We start from the raw sequence: 19,038 nt of genomic DNA, 5'->3' as shown, positions 1-19,038 counted from the left end.
CGAAAACCTTTAATGTCCCGCCCATTCGAAACGAGGCGCGCATGGGCTATCTACTGGTTGTCACCCTGATTCAGGCATTTTCCTTCAGCTTGATCGGCGAATACCTCGCCGGTCACGTCGACAGCTACTTCGCCGTGCTGGTGCGTGTGCTGTTGGCCGGGCTGGTGTTTATCCCGCTGACCCGCTGGCGCTCGGTGGAACCGGGGTTCATGCGCGGCATGCTGGTGATCGGCGCGCTGCAATTTGGCGTGACCTACGTGTGCTTGTACCTGAGCTTTCGCGTGCTTACGGTGCCGGAGGTGCTGCTGTTCACCATCCTCACGCCGCTGCATGTGACCCTGATCGAAGACGCCCTCAACCGGCGCTTCAATCCGTGGGCGCTGGTCGCCGCACTGGTGGCGGTGGCGGGCGCGGCGGTGATTCGCTTCGACCAGATCACTCCGCACTTCCTCGGCGGCTTCTTGCTGCTGCAACTGGCCAACTTCACCTACGCCGCCGGGCAGGTGATGTACAAGCATCTGGTGAAACGCTACCCGAGCGACCTGCCGCATTACCGGCGTTTTGGCTTCTTCTATGTGGGCGCAGTGCTGGTGGTGCTGCCGGCGTTCCTGCTGTTCGGCAAGGCCAACTTCCTGCCGGATGCGCCGCTGCAATGGGGCGTGCTGGTGTTCCTTGGGTTGGTCAGCACGGCGCTGGGCATGTACTGGTGGAACAAGGGCGCGTGCCTGGTGCAGGGCGGCACGTTGGCGGTGATGAACAATCTCCACGTGCCGGTGGGGTTGTTGCTGAACCTGCTGATCTGGAACCAGCATGAGCCGCTGGGGAGGTTGGCGTTGGGCGGGTTGGTGATTTTGGCGGCGGTGTGGATCAGTCGGTTGGGTGTGCGCAAGCAGCCGATCCTCCATTGAAGCCCCTGTTGGAGAGGGCTTCAGTGGGAGCGGGCTTGCTCGCGAAAGCGGTGTATCAGTCAGCACATCCTTTTCTGAAAAACCGCCTTCGCGAGCAAGCCCGCTCCCACACAAGCCCGCTCCCACAGTGGGTTGGTGGTGTTAGGCAGATTTGTTTTCCAGGGGCGGTAAATGACTGGCGCCGAGCAAGGCCGGCAGCACCCCCGCGCGCAAATCATTGCCACTCGGCTGCTGATACAGGCTCAGGCCAAACTCCGGCAACACCGCCAGCAGATAATCAAAAATATCCCCCTGGATCCGCTCGTAATCCGCCCACGCCGTGGTGCGGGTAAAGCAGTAGATCTCCAGCGGCACACCCTGCGCCGTGGTTTGCATCTGGCGCACCATGCAGGTCATGTTGGGCTGGATGTCCGGGTGGCTTTTCAGGTAGGCCAGGGCGTAGGCGCGAAAGGTGCCGAGGTTGGTCATGCGCCGACGGTTCGCCGACAGTTGCGCGCTGTGGCCCTGGGCTTCGTTCCAGGCCTTGAGCTCGGCCTGCTTGCGCCCGATGTAGTCGGTGAGCAGGTGCACCTGGGTCATGCGCACTTCTTCGTCGTCGCGCAGGAAGCGCACGCCACTGGCGTCGATAAACAGGCTACGCTTGATTCGCCGCCCGCCCGACGCCTGCATGCCGCGCCAGTTCTTGAACGACTCGGACATCAGGCGCCAGGTGGGGATGGAGACGATGGTCTTGTCGAAGTTCTGTACCTTGACCGTATGCAAGGTGATGTCCACCACGTCGCCATCGGCGCCGACCTGGGGCATTTCGATCCAGTCGCCAACCCGCAGCATGTCGTTGCTGGTCAGTTGCACGCTGGCGACGAACGACAGCAGGGTGTCCTTGTACACCAACAGGATCACCGCCGACATCGCACCCAGACCCGACAGCAACAACAGTGGCGAACGGTCGATCAGGGTGGCGACGATGATGATTGCGCCAAACACGTACAAGACCATCTTCGCCAGCTGCACATAGCCCTTTATCGAGCGGGTGCGGGCGTGTTCGGTGCGGGCGTAGATGTCCAGCAGGGCGTTGAGCAGGGCACTCATGGCCAACATCAGGAACAGGATGCTGATTGCCAGGGCCACGTTGCCGATGAACAGGATCGCGGTTTTGCTCAGGTCCGGCACCAAATACAGGCCGAACTGGATCACCAGCGATGGCGTCATTTGCGCCAGGCGGTGGAAGACCTTGTTGTGCCGCAGGTCATTGAGCCAGTGCAGCGCCGGCTGCCGGCCGAGCAATTTGATGGTGTGCAGGATCAGGTAGCGCGCCACCCGTCCGAGCAACAGCGCCACCACCAGCAGCACCACAAAGCCGAGGCTGGCGTGCAGCAGCGGGTGTTCATCGAGGGCGCCCCAAAGGTCTTGGACGTTGAGCCAGAGCTGTTTGATATCCATGGGTGAAACCGATTCTTCTGTAAGACAAGACGGGGCGATTAGAGCATTGAAGTGCTACAAAGTTGGCTTCACAGACAAAAGTGCTCACAAAAAAGCAGCTGATTAGCACCGTTCGCGTAAAGAAACTCGGTTTGGCCGCCCGAAACCGGTACCCTATGCCGCTGATATTTTGTATTTCTTCGAGGTAGCACCCGTGTTTTCCCAATTCGCCCTGCACGAACGCCTGCTCAAAGCCGTGGCCGAGCTTAAATTTGTCGAGCCAACGCCTGTGCAAGCAGCGGCCATCCCGCTCGCGCTCGAAGGGCGTGACCTGCGGGTGACAGCTCAAACCGGTAGCGGCAAGACTGCCGCTTTCGTCCTGCCGGTGCTGAACCGCCTGATCGGCCCGGCCAAGGTTCGCGTCAGCATCAAGACCCTGATCCTGCTGCCAACCCGCGAGCTGGCCCAGCAGACTCTGAAGGAAGTGGAGCGTTTCTCCCAGTTCACCTTCATCAAGTCCGGCATCATCACCGGCGGTGAAGACTTCAAGGTCCAGGCCGCCATGCTGCGCAAGGTCCCGGACATCCTGATCGGCACCCCGGGCCGCATGATCGAGCAACTCAACGCCGGCAACCTTGACCTCAAGGAAGTCGAAGTACTGGTGCTGGACGAAGCCGACCGCATGCTCGACATGGGCTTTGCCGACGACGTGCAGCGCCTGGTGGCCGAGTGCGTCAACCGCCAGCAGACCATGCTGTTCTCCGCCACCACCGGCGGTTCGACCCTGCGCGAGATGGTCGCCAAGGTCCTGAACAACCCTGAGCACTTGCAGGTCAACAACGTCAGCGACCTGAACGCCACCACGCGTCAGCAGATCATCACCGCCGACCACAACGTGCACAAAGAGCAGATCCTCAACTGGCTGTTGGCCAACGAGACCTATCAGAAGGCCATCGTGTTCACCAACACCCGTGCCGCCGCCGACCGTATCTACGGCCGCCTGGTTGCCCAGGAATACAAGGCGTTCGTGCTGCACGGCGAGAAAGACCAGAAGGACCGCAAGCTGGCCATCGACCGCCTCAAGGCCGGCGGCGTGAAAATCCTCGTGGCTACCGACGTTGCCGCCCGCGGCCTCGACGTGGATGGCCTGGACCTGGTGATCAACTTCGACATGCCCCGCAGCGGCGACGAATACGTGCACCGTATCGGCCGTACCGGGCGTGCCGGCAACGATGGCCTGGCCATCTCGCTGATCTGCCACGGCGACTGGAACCTGATGTCGAGCATCGAACGCTACCTCAAGCAGTCGTTCGAGCGCCGTACCATCAAGGAAGTCAAAGGCACCTACACTGGGCCGAAGAAGGTCAAGGCGTCGGGCAAGGCTGTTGGCGTGAAGAAGAAAAAGACTGACGCCAAGGGTGACAAGAAGAAAACCGGCGCCAAGTCGCCGACCAAGCGCAAGATCGCCAACCGGCCGAAGACCGACAACCTGTCGCTCGTCAGCAAGGACGGCATGGCCCCGCTCAAGCGCCGCAAGCCAGAAGCACCGGCTGCCGAGTAAGGTTGGGCTGATGTGAAAAAACCGGACATATGTCCGGTTTTTTTATGCCTTCAGTTCTTGGCTTTGGCCGCTGCTTCCTTGAGTTCCTTGAGCCGGGCGTCGATCAGTTGGCACTTGTCAGGGAACTGCGCACTTTCCGTATCCAGATCCATCTTCTGCAGCTCGTCGTTCATCTCCTTGGCTTGGGTCGCGTTCTGTTCGGTCAGCTTGGCCACTTCCTGGCCCAGTTGCTCGCGCTTCGCCGTGGCCTCTTCCGGCGTACAGGCCCAGGCGGGCAGGGCGGCCAGCAACGCGGCCGCGATGGCCAGGTTCATCAGGGTTTTCATGGGTGGACCTCCTTGGCAGGGATATCTCTGTGGAGGTCGCCGCCGCCTGGAAAGTTCACAAAAATGACGCTCGTCCATTGGGCTGAACGGCCAGTGACGTGCCCGGTCACACCTTTAGACGGGCTACTTTCCACTCGCCCGCAGGAGGAATCAGGATGACGACTTACAATTGGGATCTGATCGAGCGCTTGCTGCACGAAGTGCAGAATGGTGAAGGCAGTTTTGCACCGCGCCAGTATGCCGAGCAGGAGGCGGCCGAAAAGGCCACGGCAGGTGAATCCACGGGCAATCTGGACGCGTTGAAAAAGACCGCTGCGGATTATGAAGCGTTGTTGCTCAAGCGCGGTTTCATCGAGCCGCGGCCAGAGGCCGAGGGCGGCACCGGCGAGAATTTCATCCTGACGCCGTTGGGCGCGCAGTTGCTGGCGTTGATCGACAGTTCGATCCCGGGCAACGACCACCCGCGTCAAGTGCTGGACGAGCAAGGCGATGCGCTGGACCCAGCCACCTTCGCCGAAGTCGCGTCCAAGGCCCAGATCGCCTGACCTTAACTGCGCCCGGCACCCGCTGCGGTGCCAGGCGAACCTGTCAGATCGGTAATCTGCCGCTAAGGTGGCTGACAGCCGGCCACCCCTAATCTGCTGCCATTCCCCCGACGGACGTGAATCGGCATGCATTCCACACCCTCCAGACGCACCTTTGTCAAAGGCCTCGCCGTTGGCGGCCTGCTGGGCGGGCTCGGGCTTTGGCGCAGCCCGGTCTGGGCCTTGACCAGCCCTGGCCAACCCAGCGTGTTGGCGGGCAGCGAATTTGACCTGTTTATCGACCAGACCCCGGTCAACCTCACCGGCCGCCACCGCACCGCGCTGACCATCAACGGCAGCCTGCCCGGCCCGTTGCTGCGCTGGCGCGAAGGCGACACCGTGACCCTGCGCGTGAAAAACCGCCTGGCCGAGCCCACGTCGATCCACTGGCACGGCATTTTGCTGCCCTCGACCATGGACGGCGTGCCCGGCCTGAGCTTCAAGGGCATCGAGCCGGGCGGGGTGTTTGTCTACCAGTTCACCGTCAAGCAGCACGGCACCTACTGGTACCACAGCCATTCCGGGTTCCAGGAACAGCAAGGTGTATACGGCCCGCTGGTGATCGATCCGAAAGAGCCCGAGCCCTTCAGTTACCAGCGTGACTACGTGGTGATGCTGTCGGATTGGACGGATGAAGACCCCGTCGCACTGATGAAGACCCTGAAGAAACAGTCCGATTACTACAACCTGCACAAACCCACCGTGGGCGACTTTGTGCGTGATGTGGGGGCAAAGGGCTGGTCTGCCACAGCTGCCGACCGCCTGATGTGGGCGCAAATGAAGATGAATCCCACTGACCTGGCGGACGTCAGCGGCGAGACCTACACCTATCTGCTCAACGGCCAGCCGCCCGAGCGCAACTGGACCGGGCTGTTCGCGGCGGGGGAGACGATTCGCCTGCGCTTTATCAACGGCTCGGCGATGAGCTATTTCGACGTGCGCATCCCCGGTCTGAAAATGACCGTGGTGGCCGCCGATGGCCAGCCGGTCCAACCGGTCAGCGTCGATGAGTTGCGCATTGCCGTGGCAGAGACGTTTGACGTGCTGGTCGAGCCTACGGCGCCGGCCTACACGCTGTTTGCCCAGGCCATGGACCGTAGCGGCTTTGCCCGGGGCACGCTGGCCCGGCAAGTCGGCTTGACCGCGCCGGTCCCGGCCGTCGATCCGCGCCCGTGGATCACCATGGACGACATGGGCATGGGCGGCATGGACCACGGCGCCATGGCGGATATGGAAGGCATGGATCACAGCACCATGGCAATGCAAAGCCATCCGGCCAGCGAACAGAACAACCCGCTGGTGGACATGCAAGCCATGAGCCCGGTGCCCAAGCTCGACGACCCGGGCATCGGCCTGCGCAACAATGGCCGCCGGGTCCTCACCTACGCCGACCTGCGCAGCACTTTTGAAGACCCCGACGGCCGCGACCCCAGTCGCACCATTGAGCTGCATCTCACCGGGCATATGGAGAAGTTCGCCTGGTCATTCAATGGGGTGAAGTTCTCCGCTGCCGAGCCGTTGCAACTGACTTACGGCGAGCGGGTGCGGCTGGTGTTGGTCAACGACACCATGATGAGCCACCCGATTCACCTGCACGGCCTGTGGAGCGACCTGGAAGACGAGAACGGCCAGTTCCAGGTGCGCAAGCACACCATCGACATGCCGCCCGGCTCCCGGCGCAGCTACCGTGTGACCGCCGATGCCCTGGGCCGCTGGGCCTATCACTGCCACCTGCTGTACCACATGGAAATGGGCATGTTCCGTGAGGTGCGCGTGCATGAATAAGGACCTGAGGATGAGCCGTCGTGTGGTTGCTGTGGTCATCGCGCTGGGGTGCAGCCCGTGGGTGCTGGCGGATGAGTTTCAAGGCATGAGCCCGGCGACACCGGCACTCACCGAGAGCCGTACACCGATCCCAGTGCTGACCGATGCTGATCGCGCTGCGGTGTACACCGCGCCCGGCGGGCACAGGGTGCATGACAGCGGCGTCAATTCGATGCTGTTGATCAACCAGTTGGAGTGGCAGGGCGGCGGCGGTGAAGGGGCGCTGAGCTGGGATATGAAGGGCTGGCTTGGCGGCGACATCGACCGCCTGTGGCTGCGTACCGAGGGCGAGCGCAGCGCCGGCCGCACAGACAGCGCTGAGGCCCAGGCCCTCTGGGGGCATGCCATCAGCCCTTGGTGGGACCTGGTCGGCGGCGTGCGCCAGGACTTCAAGCCGGGTGATGGGCAGACCTGGGCCGCCTTCGGCGCGCAGGGCATGGCGCTCTACAACTTCGAGGCCGAAGCGACGCTGTTCATCGGCGAAGCCGGGCGCACCGCCGCACGGTTGGAAGGTGACTACGACATCCTGCTGACCAACCGCCTGATCCTGCAACCGACCGCCGAACTCAACTTCTACGGGCGCAATGACCCGCAGCGCGGCATCGGCTCCGGCCTGGCCGACAGTGAAGTCGGCTTGCGCTTGCGCTACGAGGTGCGCCGCGAGTTTGCGCCCTATGTGGGTTTCACCTGGCATCGCAGCTATGGCCAGACCGCGCAATACGCCCGCGATGAAGGCGAAGACGCCAGCCAATGGCGCTGGGTCGCGGGTGTGCGCCTGTGGTTCTGACGTTTCACTCTTCTTATAACTCGCCGCCATGAGCGGCCTGGAGCCTTGCATGTCGATGTTGAAAACCGCGCTGGTGGGCGTTGCGTTGCTCACCAGCCTTTCGGTCACAGCCCATCCCAAACTGCTCTCATCCATTCCGGCAGCGGGCGCCCAGGGCCCTGCGCCCGCAGTGATTGAACTGCACTTCTCGGAAAACCTGCTGACGCAGTTTTCCGGCGCCAAGCTGAGCATGACCGGCATGCAAGGCATGGCCCACGCGCCAATGCCGGTGAAGGCCAGCGTCGCTGCCAGTACCGACCCCAAAGTGATGCTGATCAAGCCCGCCTCCGCACTGACGGCCGGCACCTATCAGGTGGACTGGCGTGCTGTGTCGTCGGATACACACCCGATCCTCGGCAATGTGGTGTTCAGCGTCCAGCCATGAGTGAACTGATCCCGGTGTTGCTGCGCTTTGCGTTGTATTCGGACTTGATGCTGGTGTTTGGCCTGGGGTTGTTTGGCTTTTATGCCGAGCCCCGACTGTTGAGTGCGCAGCCCTTGCTGCGTGTGTTGGCGGGCCTGGGGGTGCTGTTTTCGGTGCTGTCGATGCTGTCCATGACCCAGGCCATGAGCGGCGCCGAGGATTGGCCGACGTTGTGGGCGCACCTGCACATGATGCTGGGGCAGACCGAACTGGGCTGGACGTGGTGGTTGCGCGTGGTTGCGCTGGTGTTGGTTGTGCTGGACACGAGGCTGGCCACGCTGTGCGGCGGTATCGCGCTGGTCACGCTGACGTGGACCGGGCATGGCGCGATGCACGAAGGCACGTTGCGGCTCTGGCATGTGCTCAGCGACAGCGCGCACCTGCTGGCGGCGGCGGGTTGGGTCGGGGCGTTGGCGGCGTTCGGACTGTTGCTGGTGAGGCGGTCATTGCCGCAGGCCGGGCGTGTGCAGGCGCTGGCGCGCACGTTGGCAGGGTTTGCGCGTATCGGCAGCGGGTTTGTGCTGGTGCTGATTATCACCGGTGTGGCCAATTATGTGTTTGTGGTCGGGCCGAATCTGGATGGCATCACGGCTGGGCTGTATGGGCTGCTGTTGTGCTTCAAGTTGGGATTGTTCGGCCTGATGCTGGGGTTGGCGGCGCTCAATCGTGTGCACCTGGCGCCGTCGCTGCAACGGTCCCTGGCAGCGGGCGAACATGGGGTGGCGCTCAAGGCGTTGCGCCGCAGCATCGCCCTGGAGTTGGCGTCGGGGGTGGTGATCCTGGGGCTGGTCGCGTGGTTGGGCACTTTGGCGCCCAGCTAGGACGGCGTGCTCTTGAGGCATTTGAGCGACTGGAAATCGCTGCGTACCTTGTCGATTTTTCGGGTGAGTTTCTGGCGTTGCGCCGGGGTGCTTTCGGCCATCAGATCGACAATCAGGCTGCGCGCTGCGGTTTCCGTTTGTGCGTAGGCGCTGCGGTATTGCGGGGTCCACAGGCTTTCGCGGTCCACCAGCAGTTGCTCGATTTTCTGTGGGAAGTCCGCGTCGTGGCGTTGCTGCACGGCCGCGATGAAATGCGCCTGCCAGCGGGCGCGGTTGCCGACCCAGGCCTGGTTCTGTTCGCCCAGCGCGACGGACCAGGCGTTGACCCGACTCTGCTGGCTGGCACTGAGCGGGCCGATCCAGTCGTCCAGGCGCTTGCTCATGCGCTCGGCGCGCGCCTTGATCTGCTCGGCCAATGATGGCTTGAGGTAGTCGTCCTGGCGCTTGCGCAGGTCCTTGGCCAGGGCGTTGTTCATGTCCTGCACCTGCTGGTCGTCGAGACCTTGCAACAGTTCGATGGCCGACGGGGTGATTTGCCGGGCGATTTCACCGATCGCCTGCTTGGCTTCGGCAGTACGGGCTTGCAGGGCGGCGTCGCTGACCTCGCGGTTGTCGGCCATCTGTTGCAGGCGGTCCAGCCAGTCGACGTAGCCCGGCAGTTGGGTGGTGCAGTGCCAGGCCAGGTGTGCCTTGAGGTTGTCGTTGAACCAGCTCTTCTGCCCGGCATTCATGTCCAGGTAGTCGCTGAGGGTCCAGGGGATGATCACATCGAGGTTGCGATAGGCCAGGCCGACACGGTTGCAGCCAGCGAGCACCAGGCTGAGGGCCAGCAATACCACCAGGAGTTTGAGCCGACGCAGCATGGGCGGGTCCTTGCGCAGAGAAGGTGTGTGCATGTGAACCTGCGCGGGGTGCGACAGTTCAGCCCATCAATAAAACGACCGCGCGGCCTTCAGCGTCAACAGGCCATCGCATTGCGAGTTGTGTCCGGAGTAGGCCGAGCAATCGCCGCCGCTGAGGCTGGAGTCGCTGTAGATCAGGTTCAGGTCAACGCCCATCCAGGCTCGGGAGAATTGCACCGACCAATCGCTGAAGCTGCGGATGGAGCCCCCGTCGACCGCGACCGGGCTGCCCAACTGATGAGTGGTGTACTTCATGCTGACGCCGATGCCGAAGGGTTGCGTGCCGCCGAGGTCGGCAAACAGGGTGCTGTCCTGGCGGCCCGGGTCGTTGCTGAAGGACGCGCCGAAGCGGTTGCCCAGCAGGTTCAGGCCGCCGTAGAACTCCTGGCTGTCGAGGGGGCTGAGCTTGGGGTAGCTGTAGTGGATCAGGCCGACTTCGTAGCCCAGGGTCTGGTCGAAGGGGTGTTTGAAGCCCAGGTAGGAGTCGACTTCGAGGGTGCTGTCCGGCGACAGGCCCATGCTCGGTGAGAACTGGCCGAAATACAGGCCGCTGTCGTGGCTCAGGTCGAGCCCGCCATGGAATGAATCGCTGCCCGGCGAGGTGGGCTTGACCAGGCCCTGGGCCATGCTGCGGCTGGGGGTGGTACCCAACTTCAAGTCGAAGTCGCCCAGTTCGCGCTGAAAGATCTGCGCTTCGGCAAGGGGGCTGGCGACCAGGGCCGTGAGCAGGAAAATGCAGGGTTTGAACATGCGTCACTCCATGAAAAGCGAGGAGCAATAACTGAAAAAGTCGGGAAGATGCCCGTGCTAGACGTGTGCAAGCATACCGGCGAATGCCTGGGTTTGAGCCCCGTTCGTCGATTGGTGCGAGATTGAATGTGTCGGGAGGGTGTTGCGGGCTCTAGTCCTAGCGCCTTGATGGCAAGGCGCTTAGGGACCAGGTGTGTTGCGCGGTATTACTTCTTGCCCAGGCTGATCTGCTTGGACGGGCCGAAAGTCTGGCCGCTCACGCCCTTGGCAATTTGCTGGATTTCGCCGCCGGACTTGAGGAAAGCAGCAATCTGGCTGTTGATCGATTCGCTGGTTTCAACGGCGGGAGCTGGCTTTGCTTTGCTGTTGGATGCTTTTACGCGCATGGCGGCCACTAACCTGTAGAAAATTAACTTGGCCAGGCATCGTACAGGAAATACTTGACAATTGCTTGGCAAATATCCCCCGGGAATAAGCAGTGCACCTGGAAACAACCCAGGTATATCTTTGAAATAAGCCTCTAACTTACTGTTTTAACTCAAAACCATCGGGCTGGTGGCGGCGTACGTAGCGGTAAAATTGAGGCGATCGATCGGACGAGCGGGGCAGGGCCATCAGCACGCCACGCCAGCCCGCGATTTTTCAGGGGCGCGCGCGTGGCGGGCGCAACTCGGGTAGAATGCCGCCCACGTAATGAGGGTATTGAAAAATGGCTTTGGTCGGTCGCTACAACAGCTTGCAAGTGGTTAAACACACTAACTTTGGTCTGTATCTGGACGGCGCGCAAGACGGTGAAATCCTCTTGCCCAACCGGTATATCCCCAAAGATATTCCCAGTGAAGATGAAGACTGGCTGAACGTTTTTATTTATCTGGACAGCGATGACAAACTTATCGCCACGACTGAAAAGCCGAAAGTTCAAGTGGGCGAGTTTGCCAGTTTGAAAGTGGTGGAAGTCAACAGTATCGGTGTATTCCTCGATTGGGGTTTGCCCAAGGACCTGTTGCTGCCGTATTCGGAAGAAAAGCGCCAGATGACCGCTGGTGAATATTGCGTGGTGCACGTCTACCTCGACAAGCACACCAAGCGCATCACCGCGACCGCGCGCCTGGATCGCTACCTGGACAAGACCCCGGCGAATTACCAGGTGGGCCAGGAAGTCAATCTGCTGGTGGCCGAAGCCACCGACATGGGCTTCAAGGCGATCATCAACAACAAGCACTGGGGCTTGATCCACAAGAATGAAGTGTTCAAGTTCCTGCGCCCGGGCAAGGAAGAGAAAGGCTTTATCAAAGAGATCCGCGCCGATGGCAACATCAGCCTGAGCCTGCAGCCCGTGGGCCAGGAAGCGGCCTCCAGCCTGAACTCGAAGATCCTTGCCAAGTTGCGTGAAAACAACGGCAGCCTGCCGGTCAGCGACAAGAGCGACCCGGCGGTGATCAGCAACTTGTTCGGCGTGAGCAAGGGCAACTTCAAGAAGGCCATCGGCGCCCTATATAAGCAGGGCCAGATCGTGATTCACGCGGATCGCATTGAACTAAGCTGATTGAAGTTTCTCTCTGTAGGAACGGGCTAGTTGTGGCGAGGGAGCTTGCTCCCGCTGGGCTGCGTAGCGGCCCCACGATTTTGGGAGCGCTTCGCACTCCAGCGGGAGCAAGCTCCCTCGCCACATAAAGCCGTCTCCTACAGAGGTGCGTCATGTCCAAAAAGTCGTTGTTCGCCTACCTCGGTACCTTGCTCGCCTTTCTGGTGCTCGACGGCCTCTGGCTCGGCGTCCTCATGGGCCCGACCTACAAAACCCTGCTGGGCCCGCTGATGCTTGATCAGCCACAGTTGTTGCCCGCCACACTCTTCTATCTCCTGTATGTCCTCGGTTGCGTCGTACTCGTCGTCCTGCCCAGCGTCAGTTGGCAGCGCGCGGCGCGTCTGGGCGCCTTGTTGGGCCTGGTGGCCTATGGCACCTATGACTTGAGCAACTGGGCCACGCTGCACGGCTGGTCTGCCGGGTTGGCCTTAATGGATATGGCCTGGGGCACCTGCCTGACGGCGGCTTGCTGCACGGTTGGATATTTGTGTGCACATCGGGTGCGGCAATGATTGTGTACAGGATTTTCATGCACCGTTGCTGAGCGGCACCCAGCTCCCAAACCCTGACTCTTGCCTTTGGAGCGCCGTTCCAAGGGGATTGTGTGCCATTGGCACGCATTCTGCTGACTGCTTCGTATACAAACCATGCCGCCTCCCGTATGCACACCGCTACGGCAGCGCAGGCCGGTATGACGAGGAGCCCAGCGATGACCGAACAATTGCCCAAAGGCTACAGCCCACGCCTGTACAACGAGGACCTTGGCCCACTGCCGCAAAAGTGGACTTGGTACAACATCTTCGCCTTCTGGATGAGCGATGTGCACAGCGTCGGCGGCTACGTGTTTGCCGCCAGCCTGTTCGCGCTGGGCCTGGCCAGTTGGCAGGTGTTGATCGCCTTGCTTGCCGGTATCTGCATCGTGCAGTTGATCGCCAACCTGGTGGCCAAGCCGAGCCAGCAAGCCGCGGTGCCATACCCGGTGATTTGCCGGCTGGCGTTTGGGGTGTTCGGCGCGAATATTCCCGCAGTGATTCGCGGCCTGATCGCCGTGGCCTGGTATGGGATTCAGACCTATCTGGCTTCCAGCGCGCTGATCATCGTAGTGCTGCGCTTTTTCCCACAGATGGCGGTATACGCAGAACCGCATTTCGCGGGCCTGTCCTACCTTGGTTGGTTCGGCTTCCTCAGCCTATGGGTGCTGCAAGCGGCTGTGTTCTGGGCTGGCATGGAGTCCATCCGGCGTTTTATCGATTGGGCGGGGCCGGTGGTGTATGCGGTCATGTTTGCCCTGGCCGGTTGGATCGTGTGGAAAGCCGGTTGGGCGAATATCAGCTTTACCCTGTCGGAAAAATCACTGTCAGGCTGGCAGGCGTTCGGTCAGGTGATCGTTGCGACGGCGCTGGTGGTGTCTTACTTCTCCGGGCCGACGCTGAACTTCGGCGACTTCAGCCGTTATTGCCGCAGCATGCACGACGTACGACGGGGCAATTTCTGGGGGCTGCCGGTGAATTTCCTGGCGTTCTCGCTGGTCACCGTGGTGATCGTGTCGGGCACCTTGCCGGTGTTTGGCGAAATGCTCCATGACCCGATTGCCACGGTGTCGCGCATCGACAACAGCATGGCCGTGCTGCTCGGCGCCTTTGCCTTTGTGACCGCCACCATCGGCATCAATATCGTCGCCAACTTTGTTTCCCCGGCGTTTGATTTCGCCAACGTCGCCCCCAGCAAGATCAGCTGGCGCGCTGGCGGCATGATCGCCGCCGTGGCGTCGATCTTCATCACTCCGTGGAACCTGTTCAACAACCCGCTGATGATCCATTACACCCTGGACATCCTCGCCGCATTCATCGGGCCGTTGTTCGGCATCCTGCTGGTGGATTTCTACCTGATCAAAAAGCAGAAGATCGACGTGGACGCGTTGTTCGATGACAGCCCCAGCGGGCGCTATTACTTCGACGGCGGCGTGAACTGGACGGCGGTCAAGGCGTTGGTGCCGGCCACTTTGGTGGGTGTCGCAATCACCTTCACCCCGGCGTTGCAGGGCATGGCCAACTTCGCCTGGTTTACCGGGTGCTTCCTGGGTGGGCTGTTTTTCCTGGTGCTGGCACGCCGTGAACAGCTTCGCGTGCCTGTGCCCTTGGTGGCTGGCTAAGCAACACACCCGCCACGAGTAGGCCGCATCCGGCGATCAGCAATGCCGGGTGCAGGCCGCCGCTCAGGTGGCTACTCACCGACGCCAGCAACGGCCCGCTCAACTGGCCGATGGCAAAACTGGCGGTGAGCAAACCGGTGCTGCGCTGATAGCCGTGGGGGGCGATGTCGCGCAGTCGCGTCATGACCAACTGCATGCATGCCAGGAACGGCGCGCCACACAGCAGCACGCCCAGTGCCAGGCCCCAGGCATTGCCCAGCAGGCAGGCGAACACACCAGCGGCTTGCAGCCACAATGTCGTCATCAGCCAGCGCCGCGTGGTGTTCGGGTCCTTACGGCGCAGGCTGGCGACGACTACGCCCAGCGCTGCCGCCAAGCCAAAACACGGCCAGAACAGATCGGCCTGCCAGGCGCCTTTGAATTGCGCATTGGCCATCTGCGACAGAAAGGTCGCGGGGATGATGTAGCCCAAGCCGAATAAAAAGTAGATCCAGCCCAGGTGCGCGATGCTCTGGTTGCTGCCCGCAGTGACTGTGGCCGCAGTGGCCGGTGTCGGCTGGGGCAGGAAGGGCAGGACGGCCAGCAGCATCACCAGCGCCACCGCCCCATAGACCAGCCATAAGGTGGCCGAGTCCTGGCCTAGCAGGTTAGAGCCCAGTGCCAGCACCCCTGTGAGAAAAATCCCCAGCCCCGGCCCGGCAAATACCAGGGCGCCCAGGCGCGGACGCCCGGCGGCAAGCGCCAGCGGCTGGCTCAGGCTGGTGATCATCACCAACGCCCAGGCACTCGCGACGCCGGTCCCAAAGCGCAACAGCAGATGGGACCAGAACCCATGGGCCCAGTACGACGCCAAGGTCAGCAGCACGCACAACCACAGCCCACCATAGAGCCGGCCGCGCACGTGGTGATGGCTGCGGGCGAAGATCGAATCCACCGCCCCGACGAAGTAACCCAGGTAGTTGGCCGCGGCAATCAGGCCGGCGCCGGTCAGGTCGATCTGCCCTTCGCCGAGCAAATGCGGCATTTGCGGGGTGAGGGCAAAGCGGCCAATGCCCATGGCCATCATCAGGGCGATAAAGCTGGCGAGTAAACGAATCAGGGGCGACATGGGCTGTTTTCCTGCGGGTCAACGAATGACTTTCAGGCTAAAGCGGATTGACTTTCTGTAAAATTGAATAATAGTGAGCAACTTGTTCAGTTTTGGAGAAAGGAATGGAGTTCAGTCAATTGCGCATTTTCCAGGCCGTGGCGGAAGAGGGCTCCATCACCCGTGCGGCCGAGCGCCTGCATCGTGTGCCATCGAACCTGTCGACCCGGCTCAAGCAGATGGAAGAGCAGCTCGGCGTCGAGCTGTTCGTGCGCGAACGCCAGCGCTTGCAGCTTTCTCCGGCGGGCAAAGTCTTGCTGGACTACAGCAGCCGCCTGCTGGCGCTGCACGACGAAGCCCACGGCGCGGTGCAGGGCGGGCAACCGGCGGGCGACTTTGTGCTGGGCAGCATGTACAGCACGGCGGCGGTGCACTTGCCAAAACTGTTGGCCGGCTATCACAAGGCTTACCCGATGGTGAACCTTCAGGTGCAATCGGCGCCCAGTGGCGAGTTGCTCGAAGGGTTGATTACCGGTCGCCTGGATGCGGCATTTGTGGACGGCCCGATCACTATCGCCACCCTGGACGGTGTGCCGTTGTGTGAAGAGCGTCTGGTATTGATCTGTGAGGCCGATCACCCGCCAGTGCGTGGGCCGCAGGATGTCGCGGGGCGTTCGGTGTTCACGTTCCGACGCAGTTGTGCCTATCGGACGCGGCTGGAGACGTGGTTTTCCCACGAGCATGTAGCCATGGGGCGTGCGATCGAGATCGAGTCCTATCAGGGCATGCTGGCCTGCGTGATAGCCGGTTCCGGAGTGGCGCTGATGTCCGAATCCATGCTCGACAGCCTGCCAGGCAAGGACAGCGTGTCCGTTCATCCGCTGACAGGGCATTTTGCCACTGCCACCACCTGGCTGATGTGGCGAAAGGGTATGCTCGGCGCTAACCTCAATGCATGGATCGACTTGCAGCAAGCGGGCAAGGCCGAAGTCCTGCAAGACGCGCGGGCGATTGCTTGAGCGATCCGTCAGGATTCAGATCAATTCAGTAATAGTTCGTTGTGGTTTCGTCCATGCAATACGTAGGACTTAGGGCTACTATCACTGTAGGAAACGGCGACAGAATTTGCGCCTGCCAGCATTACCCTCAAAGGGGGCAACCATGAAAGAGAAAATTCAAAACTGGCTCCATGACCTCGGTGTTGCACTGGGCCTGATCGAACCGCCATTGCAACCGGTGCCGATTCGTACCGATGACGAGCAGCGTCGGCCACGTCGCAGATAATCTCAGGTCAAAGCGGGATTAAACATGTGGGAGCGGGCTTGCCCGCGATAGCGGTGAACCAGCGACATCTTCGTCGGCTGACACTCTGCAATCGCGGGCAAGCCCGCTCCCACATTTGTTTTTGTGCCAGGCAAAAAAAACGGGCACGACATCCGACGTCGTGCCCACTGAAGAAACCGCTCTAAACCCTGCGCGACATCAAACCACCCGAGCCACCACCGCCTGTGGCTTGCGCGACTGCACGCTCACCAGCACAAAGATCATCCTTCCGATCCCAGGTTCCAGTCAGTCGGCGCGTTCGCATGCCAGTTGGTTTTTGCCGTTCCAGTGTCGGAATCAGGCTACCTGCTTATCAGAATCGGCTGAGTTATTTAATTTTAGCGATGAGCGTAGGTTCAGTTCCGTAGTGCCTAACAGAATTGAAATCCTCGCCACGAGGCATCCGTAAGTCAGCATTGTTGGAGGCAAAACTATGATGCTCTCTTCCGTTCCGCCAGTCGCCGCGTCGCTGATTGCCACAACCGAAACCATTCTGCATATCGCACCTGTATCAAGGCGCTGGAAGGCCGATGCACCCAGCAATTTGGTGTTCCTTGCGCCGACGTTGACCCAGCAAGCCCTGCTCATACAGATCGCTCTGCTGAGTCCATCGACGATCATCGTCGGCGACCAAGCCATTGATGCAGACGTCATTGATCAATGGCGTATATCTCACCCATTTGGAAAGCTCTGTCTGGTTCGCAGGGGTACCAGCCTGGATAAGATTCGTCTGGATCTGTGCGAGTCCAACGGCATCCAAGTGGTCAGCACTCCCGGGGTCAACGCGCCGCATGTTGCTGCATACATCGCGCACTGGCTGACATTGGCCGATGGCTCCATCCCCCGCGATGTCTGTGTACTGGGATACGGAGCTGTGGGTAAAGAGCTGGTCAAGCTGTTGCTGGATCGAGATCCCGATGTTCGGGTCAAGGTGCTGGTTCGACACGGTCGAGTGCCGGATTCCGACAGCAGAGTGTCATTTTTCGTGGACTGGCGCGAGGCGCTTGAGGGGGCCTATGCACTGGCCGTCTGTTTACCCCTGAACGATGCATCCGCTCACCGTATTGATCGAACCCTGATTCAATGCCTGTGCAAACAAGCTCGTCTGGTCTGCGTCGCCAAACCGGATGTCTTCAGCGATGATGCTTTGCAGGCCCTGGCGATGGCTGAATCCATCCAGGTTGTATTGGACTATGGCCCTACAACACTGGATGCGTTTCGGATGCGCACACAAGCACTCGGCTGTAGTGTCTCCACATGGCGCAACCCCGCAATGCTGACGACCCAGGCGTCAACCTCCGAGGCCTGCCATTGCGATCTCGACTATGCCGTCTGCGTTCAACTGAGCTTGACGGCCTTGCACGGTCTTGTGCGACGCACACTTGCGCAATCATTGATGATCCCCTCTCAACAAGCTGGTACCGATGCGCCCCGCGTGTCGATTGTCGGTCGAGGGATCAACGGTCTGCTTCAAGCGGTGATGCTCCGTCTGGCGAACTATCAGGTCACGGTGTACGGAGGCAATCAGCAGAGCGATGGGGCCAGTCATAAGAATGTAAACATGCGCCATCTATCTGCAACGGAGACGACGGCAAAGCCGTTACATAACGACTACCTATTTGCAGGGAATCAATATTTGGCCGTTGAGTGCAATCGCGCAGGCATTGAGCTGTTTGAAAAGTTTCTGGCCGATAATCCATCCTTGGCAAAGTTTGCGCGGGCACGGATTGTACGAGCCTATGTGGATGAAGCCATTGGCGTAGAGGAGGCGATCCGCGAACAACGTGACATCGAAAACAGGCCGTGGCCGAGCGGCAAGCCAGGGTGTGAGATCGCAGAGATCAGCCCACAGCAATTACAGGCGCGTTGTGGTGTTTCTGGGATCGGTCAAGCTATTGAGGTATCGGGCTACGATTTGGAATTTATCCATTTAAAGGAAGGGATAGAGAATCTTTTGCGGTACTCAGGGGTTCAGTTCCTGCCCCAGCATCTGAGTCCGGCTCAAATTGCGGAGCTGAGCAGAGATCACTTCGTCGTTACCGCCATGGGGATAGAGGAATCACAAGTAGTCGCGATCATTGGCTGGTTTTTCAGATTGCGTGCTGTTGGCAATGAGGGGGCCGAACTGCGAGGACTCAAGCTGCAGTACGATCTGCCGGTTGGCGTCATGAATTGCCGCTTGGACGGGGATTGCATTCTTGTCTCCGGGGGACAGGTTCCGCCCCACTCGGCGCCGGAGTACAAGGAACAGATACTGGCTGCGTGTCTCGCTGCTGTTTCTCGGCACTTTCCAGCGTCGTACCGAAGGGCAATAGACAGTGGCGATTTGCAAATTATCGAATGTGCCAGGCCCGGTACTCCAGACGGACTTTCGATCGTTCATCACGCTGCCCATCACCAAATTGTAGCTGGGGGCACTTATGCCGCTGGCACAACACAGGGCTTGGTCTGGGCCTCTTTGGTTCAGGAAATCATCCAGGCAAACTGAAACAAAAAAACGGGCACGACATCCGACGTCGTGCCCGCTGAAGAAACCGCTCTAAACC

General features: G+C 60.7%; 19 protein-coding genes. 13 read left to right on the top strand and 6 right to left on the bottom strand.

From position 1 onward, the window contains the following. Nucleotides 1–41: 41 nt before the first annotated feature. On the top strand, nucleotides 42–908 hold the full coding sequence (locus DBR46_RS13470) for a carboxylate/amino acid/amine transporter (RefSeq protein WP_124526585.1): 867 nt from the start codon (nucleotides 42–44) through the stop codon (nucleotides 906–908). A 141-nt stretch (nucleotides 909–1,049) separates the two neighbouring features. Here the strand turns inward: DBR46_RS13470 and DBR46_RS13465 are convergent, their stop codons facing one another. Then, the gene (locus tag DBR46_RS13465; RefSeq protein ID WP_124526584.1) at nucleotides 1,050–2,348 is read right to left on the bottom strand and encodes a mechanosensitive ion channel family protein; all 1,299 of its coding nucleotides are present in this window, start codon (nucleotides 2,346–2,348) and stop codon (nucleotides 1,050–1,052) included. Nucleotides 2,349–2,541: 193 nt separating this feature from the next. Here DBR46_RS13465 and DBR46_RS13460 point away from each other — a divergent pair, with 193 nt between their 5' ends. Beyond that, complete coding sequence (locus DBR46_RS13460) at nucleotides 2,542–3,888, top strand: DEAD/DEAH box helicase (protein ID WP_124526583.1); 1,347 nt, start codon at nucleotides 2,542–2,544, stop codon at nucleotides 3,886–3,888. A gap of 50 nt (nucleotides 3,889–3,938) precedes the next feature. Here the strand turns inward: DBR46_RS13460 and DBR46_RS13455 are convergent, their stop codons facing one another. Next, nucleotides 3,939–4,214 carry a hypothetical protein gene (locus DBR46_RS13455; protein ID WP_124526582.1) on the bottom strand — a complete coding sequence of 92 codons (276 nt, stop codon included), beginning with the start codon at nucleotides 4,212–4,214 and terminating at the stop codon, nucleotides 3,939–3,941. Nucleotides 4,215–4,369: 155 nt separating this feature from the next. Between DBR46_RS13455 and DBR46_RS13450 the strand changes: the two genes are divergently transcribed. The 5 genes from DBR46_RS13450 to copD all read left to right on the top strand — a co-directional run bounded on the left by DBR46_RS13450 (nucleotide 4,370) and on the right by copD (nucleotide 8,693). Beyond that, complete coding sequence (locus DBR46_RS13450; protein ID WP_124526581.1) at nucleotides 4,370–4,759, top strand: transcriptional regulator; 390 nt, start codon at nucleotides 4,370–4,372, stop codon at nucleotides 4,757–4,759. Nucleotides 4,760–4,885: 126 nt separating this feature from the next. Continuing rightward, nucleotides 4,886–6,583: a copper resistance system multicopper oxidase gene (locus tag DBR46_RS13445; protein ID WP_124526580.1), complete on the top strand. Its 1,698-nt coding sequence runs from the start codon at nucleotides 4,886–4,888 to the stop codon at nucleotides 6,581–6,583. 10 nt (nucleotides 6,584–6,593) lie between these two features. Further along, nucleotides 6,594–7,409, top strand: coding sequence for a copper resistance protein B (locus DBR46_RS13440; protein ID WP_124526725.1), 816 nt, complete (start codon nucleotides 6,594–6,596; stop codon nucleotides 7,407–7,409). Between the two features lie 49 nt (nucleotides 7,410–7,458). Continuing rightward, nucleotides 7,459–7,833: a copper homeostasis periplasmic binding protein CopC gene (copC, locus tag DBR46_RS13435; RefSeq protein ID WP_124526579.1), complete on the top strand. Its 375-nt coding sequence runs from the start codon at nucleotides 7,459–7,461 to the stop codon at nucleotides 7,831–7,833. Next, the gene (gene copD, locus DBR46_RS13430) at nucleotides 7,830–8,693 is read left to right on the top strand and encodes a copper homeostasis membrane protein CopD (RefSeq protein WP_124526578.1); all 864 of its coding nucleotides are present in this window, start codon (nucleotides 7,830–7,832) and stop codon (nucleotides 8,691–8,693) included. Before copC ends, copD begins: the two co-directional genes overlap by 4 nt. Here copD and DBR46_RS13425 read toward each other — a convergent pair. From DBR46_RS13425 to DBR46_RS13415, 3 genes are all read right to left on the bottom strand, one after another. Next, entirely contained in the window at nucleotides 8,690–9,556 is an 867-nt protein-coding gene (locus tag DBR46_RS13425; RefSeq protein ID WP_124526577.1) for a DUF6279 family lipoprotein, read from the bottom strand. The two genes, copD and DBR46_RS13425, sit on opposite strands and share 4 nt — an antisense overlap. Before the next feature lie 66 nt (nucleotides 9,557–9,622). Then, the gene (locus DBR46_RS13420) at nucleotides 9,623–10,345 is read right to left on the bottom strand and encodes a TorF family putative porin (RefSeq protein ID WP_124526576.1); all 723 of its coding nucleotides are present in this window, start codon (nucleotides 10,343–10,345) and stop codon (nucleotides 9,623–9,625) included. Between the two features lie 206 nt (nucleotides 10,346–10,551). Then, nucleotides 10,552–10,731 (bottom strand): hypothetical protein, encoded by a 180-nt coding sequence (locus DBR46_RS13415; RefSeq protein WP_003193095.1) that lies wholly within the window; start codon nucleotides 10,729–10,731, stop codon nucleotides 10,552–10,554. Between the two features lie 323 nt (nucleotides 10,732–11,054). Here DBR46_RS13415 and DBR46_RS13410 point away from each other — a divergent pair, with 323 nt between their 5' ends. The 3 genes from DBR46_RS13410 (at nucleotide 11,055) to DBR46_RS13400 (ending at nucleotide 14,082) form a co-directional block, all read left to right on the top strand. Next, entirely contained in the window at nucleotides 11,055–11,891 is an 837-nt protein-coding gene (locus tag DBR46_RS13410) for a S1 RNA-binding domain-containing protein (protein WP_017735376.1), read from the top strand. Between the two features lie 152 nt (nucleotides 11,892–12,043). Next, nucleotides 12,044–12,442, top strand: a complete 399-nt coding sequence (locus DBR46_RS13405) for a DUF2177 family protein (RefSeq protein ID WP_124526575.1) — start codon at nucleotides 12,044–12,046, stop codon at nucleotides 12,440–12,442. Between the two features lie 197 nt (nucleotides 12,443–12,639). Further along, on the top strand, nucleotides 12,640–14,082 hold the full coding sequence (locus tag DBR46_RS13400) for an NCS1 family nucleobase:cation symporter-1 (protein WP_124526574.1): 1,443 nt from the start codon (nucleotides 12,640–12,642) through the stop codon (nucleotides 14,080–14,082). Here the strand turns inward: DBR46_RS13400 and DBR46_RS13395 are convergent. Further along, entirely contained in the window at nucleotides 13,994–15,190 is a 1,197-nt protein-coding gene (locus tag DBR46_RS13395) for an MFS transporter (protein ID WP_124526573.1), read from the bottom strand. The genes DBR46_RS13400 and DBR46_RS13395 overlap by 89 nt on opposite strands. A 104-nt stretch (nucleotides 15,191–15,294) precedes the next feature. Here DBR46_RS13395 and DBR46_RS13390 point away from each other — a divergent pair, with 104 nt between their 5' ends. The 3 genes from DBR46_RS13390 to DBR46_RS13385 all read left to right on the top strand — a co-directional run bounded on the left by DBR46_RS13390 (nucleotide 15,295) and on the right by DBR46_RS13385 (nucleotide 18,980). Beyond that, complete coding sequence (locus tag DBR46_RS13390) at nucleotides 15,295–16,188, top strand: LysR family transcriptional regulator (protein ID WP_124526572.1); 894 nt, start codon at nucleotides 15,295–15,297, stop codon at nucleotides 16,186–16,188. Between the two features lie 142 nt (nucleotides 16,189–16,330). After that, the gene (locus DBR46_RS30535; RefSeq protein WP_003193089.1) at nucleotides 16,331–16,453 is read left to right on the top strand and encodes a PA1414 family protein; all 123 of its coding nucleotides are present in this window, start codon (nucleotides 16,331–16,333) and stop codon (nucleotides 16,451–16,453) included. Between the two features lie 472 nt (nucleotides 16,454–16,925). Further along, a complete protein-coding gene (locus tag DBR46_RS13385) occupies nucleotides 16,926–18,980 on the top strand; it encodes an FAD-dependent oxidoreductase (RefSeq protein ID WP_124526571.1) in 2,055 nt (684 codons plus the stop codon). The last annotated feature ends 58 nt before the right edge of the window (nucleotides 18,981–19,038 follow it).

This window comes from Pseudomonas sp. KBW05, from assembly GCF_003852405.1.
Taxonomy (GTDB): domain Bacteria; phylum Pseudomonadota; class Gammaproteobacteria; order Pseudomonadales; family Pseudomonadaceae; genus Aquipseudomonas.
This window is presented reverse-complemented; position numbering and strand designations above follow the sequence as displayed.

Bases quoted from the DNA above. Each gene is read 5' to 3' on its own strand.
- DBR46_RS13470 (WP_124526585.1), top strand. From the start codon at position 42: ATGGGCTATCTACTGGTTGTCACCCTGATTCAGGCATTTTCCTTCAGC.
- DBR46_RS13465 (WP_124526584.1), bottom strand. From the start codon at position 2,348: ATGGATATCAAACAGCTCTGGCTCAACGTCCAAGACCTTTGGGGCGCC.
- DBR46_RS13455 (WP_124526582.1), bottom strand. From the start codon at position 4,214: ATGAAAACCCTGATGAACCTGGCCATCGCGGCCGCGTTGCTGGCCGCC.
- DBR46_RS13450 (WP_124526581.1), top strand. From the start codon at position 4,370: ATGACGACTTACAATTGGGATCTGATCGAGCGCTTGCTGCACGAAGTG.
- DBR46_RS13445 (WP_124526580.1), top strand. From the start codon at position 4,886: ATGCATTCCACACCCTCCAGACGCACCTTTGTCAAAGGCCTCGCCGTT.
- DBR46_RS13440 (WP_124526725.1), top strand. From the start codon at position 6,594: ATGAGCCGTCGTGTGGTTGCTGTGGTCATCGCGCTGGGGTGCAGCCCG.
- copC (WP_124526579.1), top strand. From the start codon at position 7,459: ATGTCGATGTTGAAAACCGCGCTGGTGGGCGTTGCGTTGCTCACCAGC.
- copD (WP_124526578.1), top strand. From the start codon at position 7,830: ATGAGTGAACTGATCCCGGTGTTGCTGCGCTTTGCGTTGTATTCGGAC.
- DBR46_RS13425 (WP_124526577.1), bottom strand. From the start codon at position 9,556: ATGCTGCGTCGGCTCAAACTCCTGGTGGTATTGCTGGCCCTCAGCCTG.
- DBR46_RS13420 (WP_124526576.1), bottom strand. From the start codon at position 10,345: ATGTTCAAACCCTGCATTTTCCTGCTCACGGCCCTGGTCGCCAGCCCC.
- DBR46_RS13415 (WP_003193095.1), bottom strand. From the start codon at position 10,731: ATGCGCGTAAAAGCATCCAACAGCAAAGCAAAGCCAGCTCCCGCCGTT.
- DBR46_RS13410 (WP_017735376.1), top strand. From the start codon at position 11,055: ATGGCTTTGGTCGGTCGCTACAACAGCTTGCAAGTGGTTAAACACACT.
- DBR46_RS13405 (WP_124526575.1), top strand. From the start codon at position 12,044: ATGTCCAAAAAGTCGTTGTTCGCCTACCTCGGTACCTTGCTCGCCTTT.
- DBR46_RS13400 (WP_124526574.1), top strand. From the start codon at position 12,640: ATGACCGAACAATTGCCCAAAGGCTACAGCCCACGCCTGTACAACGAG.
- DBR46_RS13395 (WP_124526573.1), bottom strand. From the start codon at position 15,190: ATGTCGCCCCTGATTCGTTTACTCGCCAGCTTTATCGCCCTGATGATG.
- DBR46_RS13390 (WP_124526572.1), top strand. From the start codon at position 15,295: ATGGAGTTCAGTCAATTGCGCATTTTCCAGGCCGTGGCGGAAGAGGGC.
- DBR46_RS30535 (WP_003193089.1), top strand. From the start codon at position 16,331: ATGAAAGAGAAAATTCAAAACTGGCTCCATGACCTCGGTGTTGCACTG.
- DBR46_RS13385 (WP_124526571.1), top strand. From the start codon at position 16,926: ATGATGCTCTCTTCCGTTCCGCCAGTCGCCGCGTCGCTGATTGCCACA.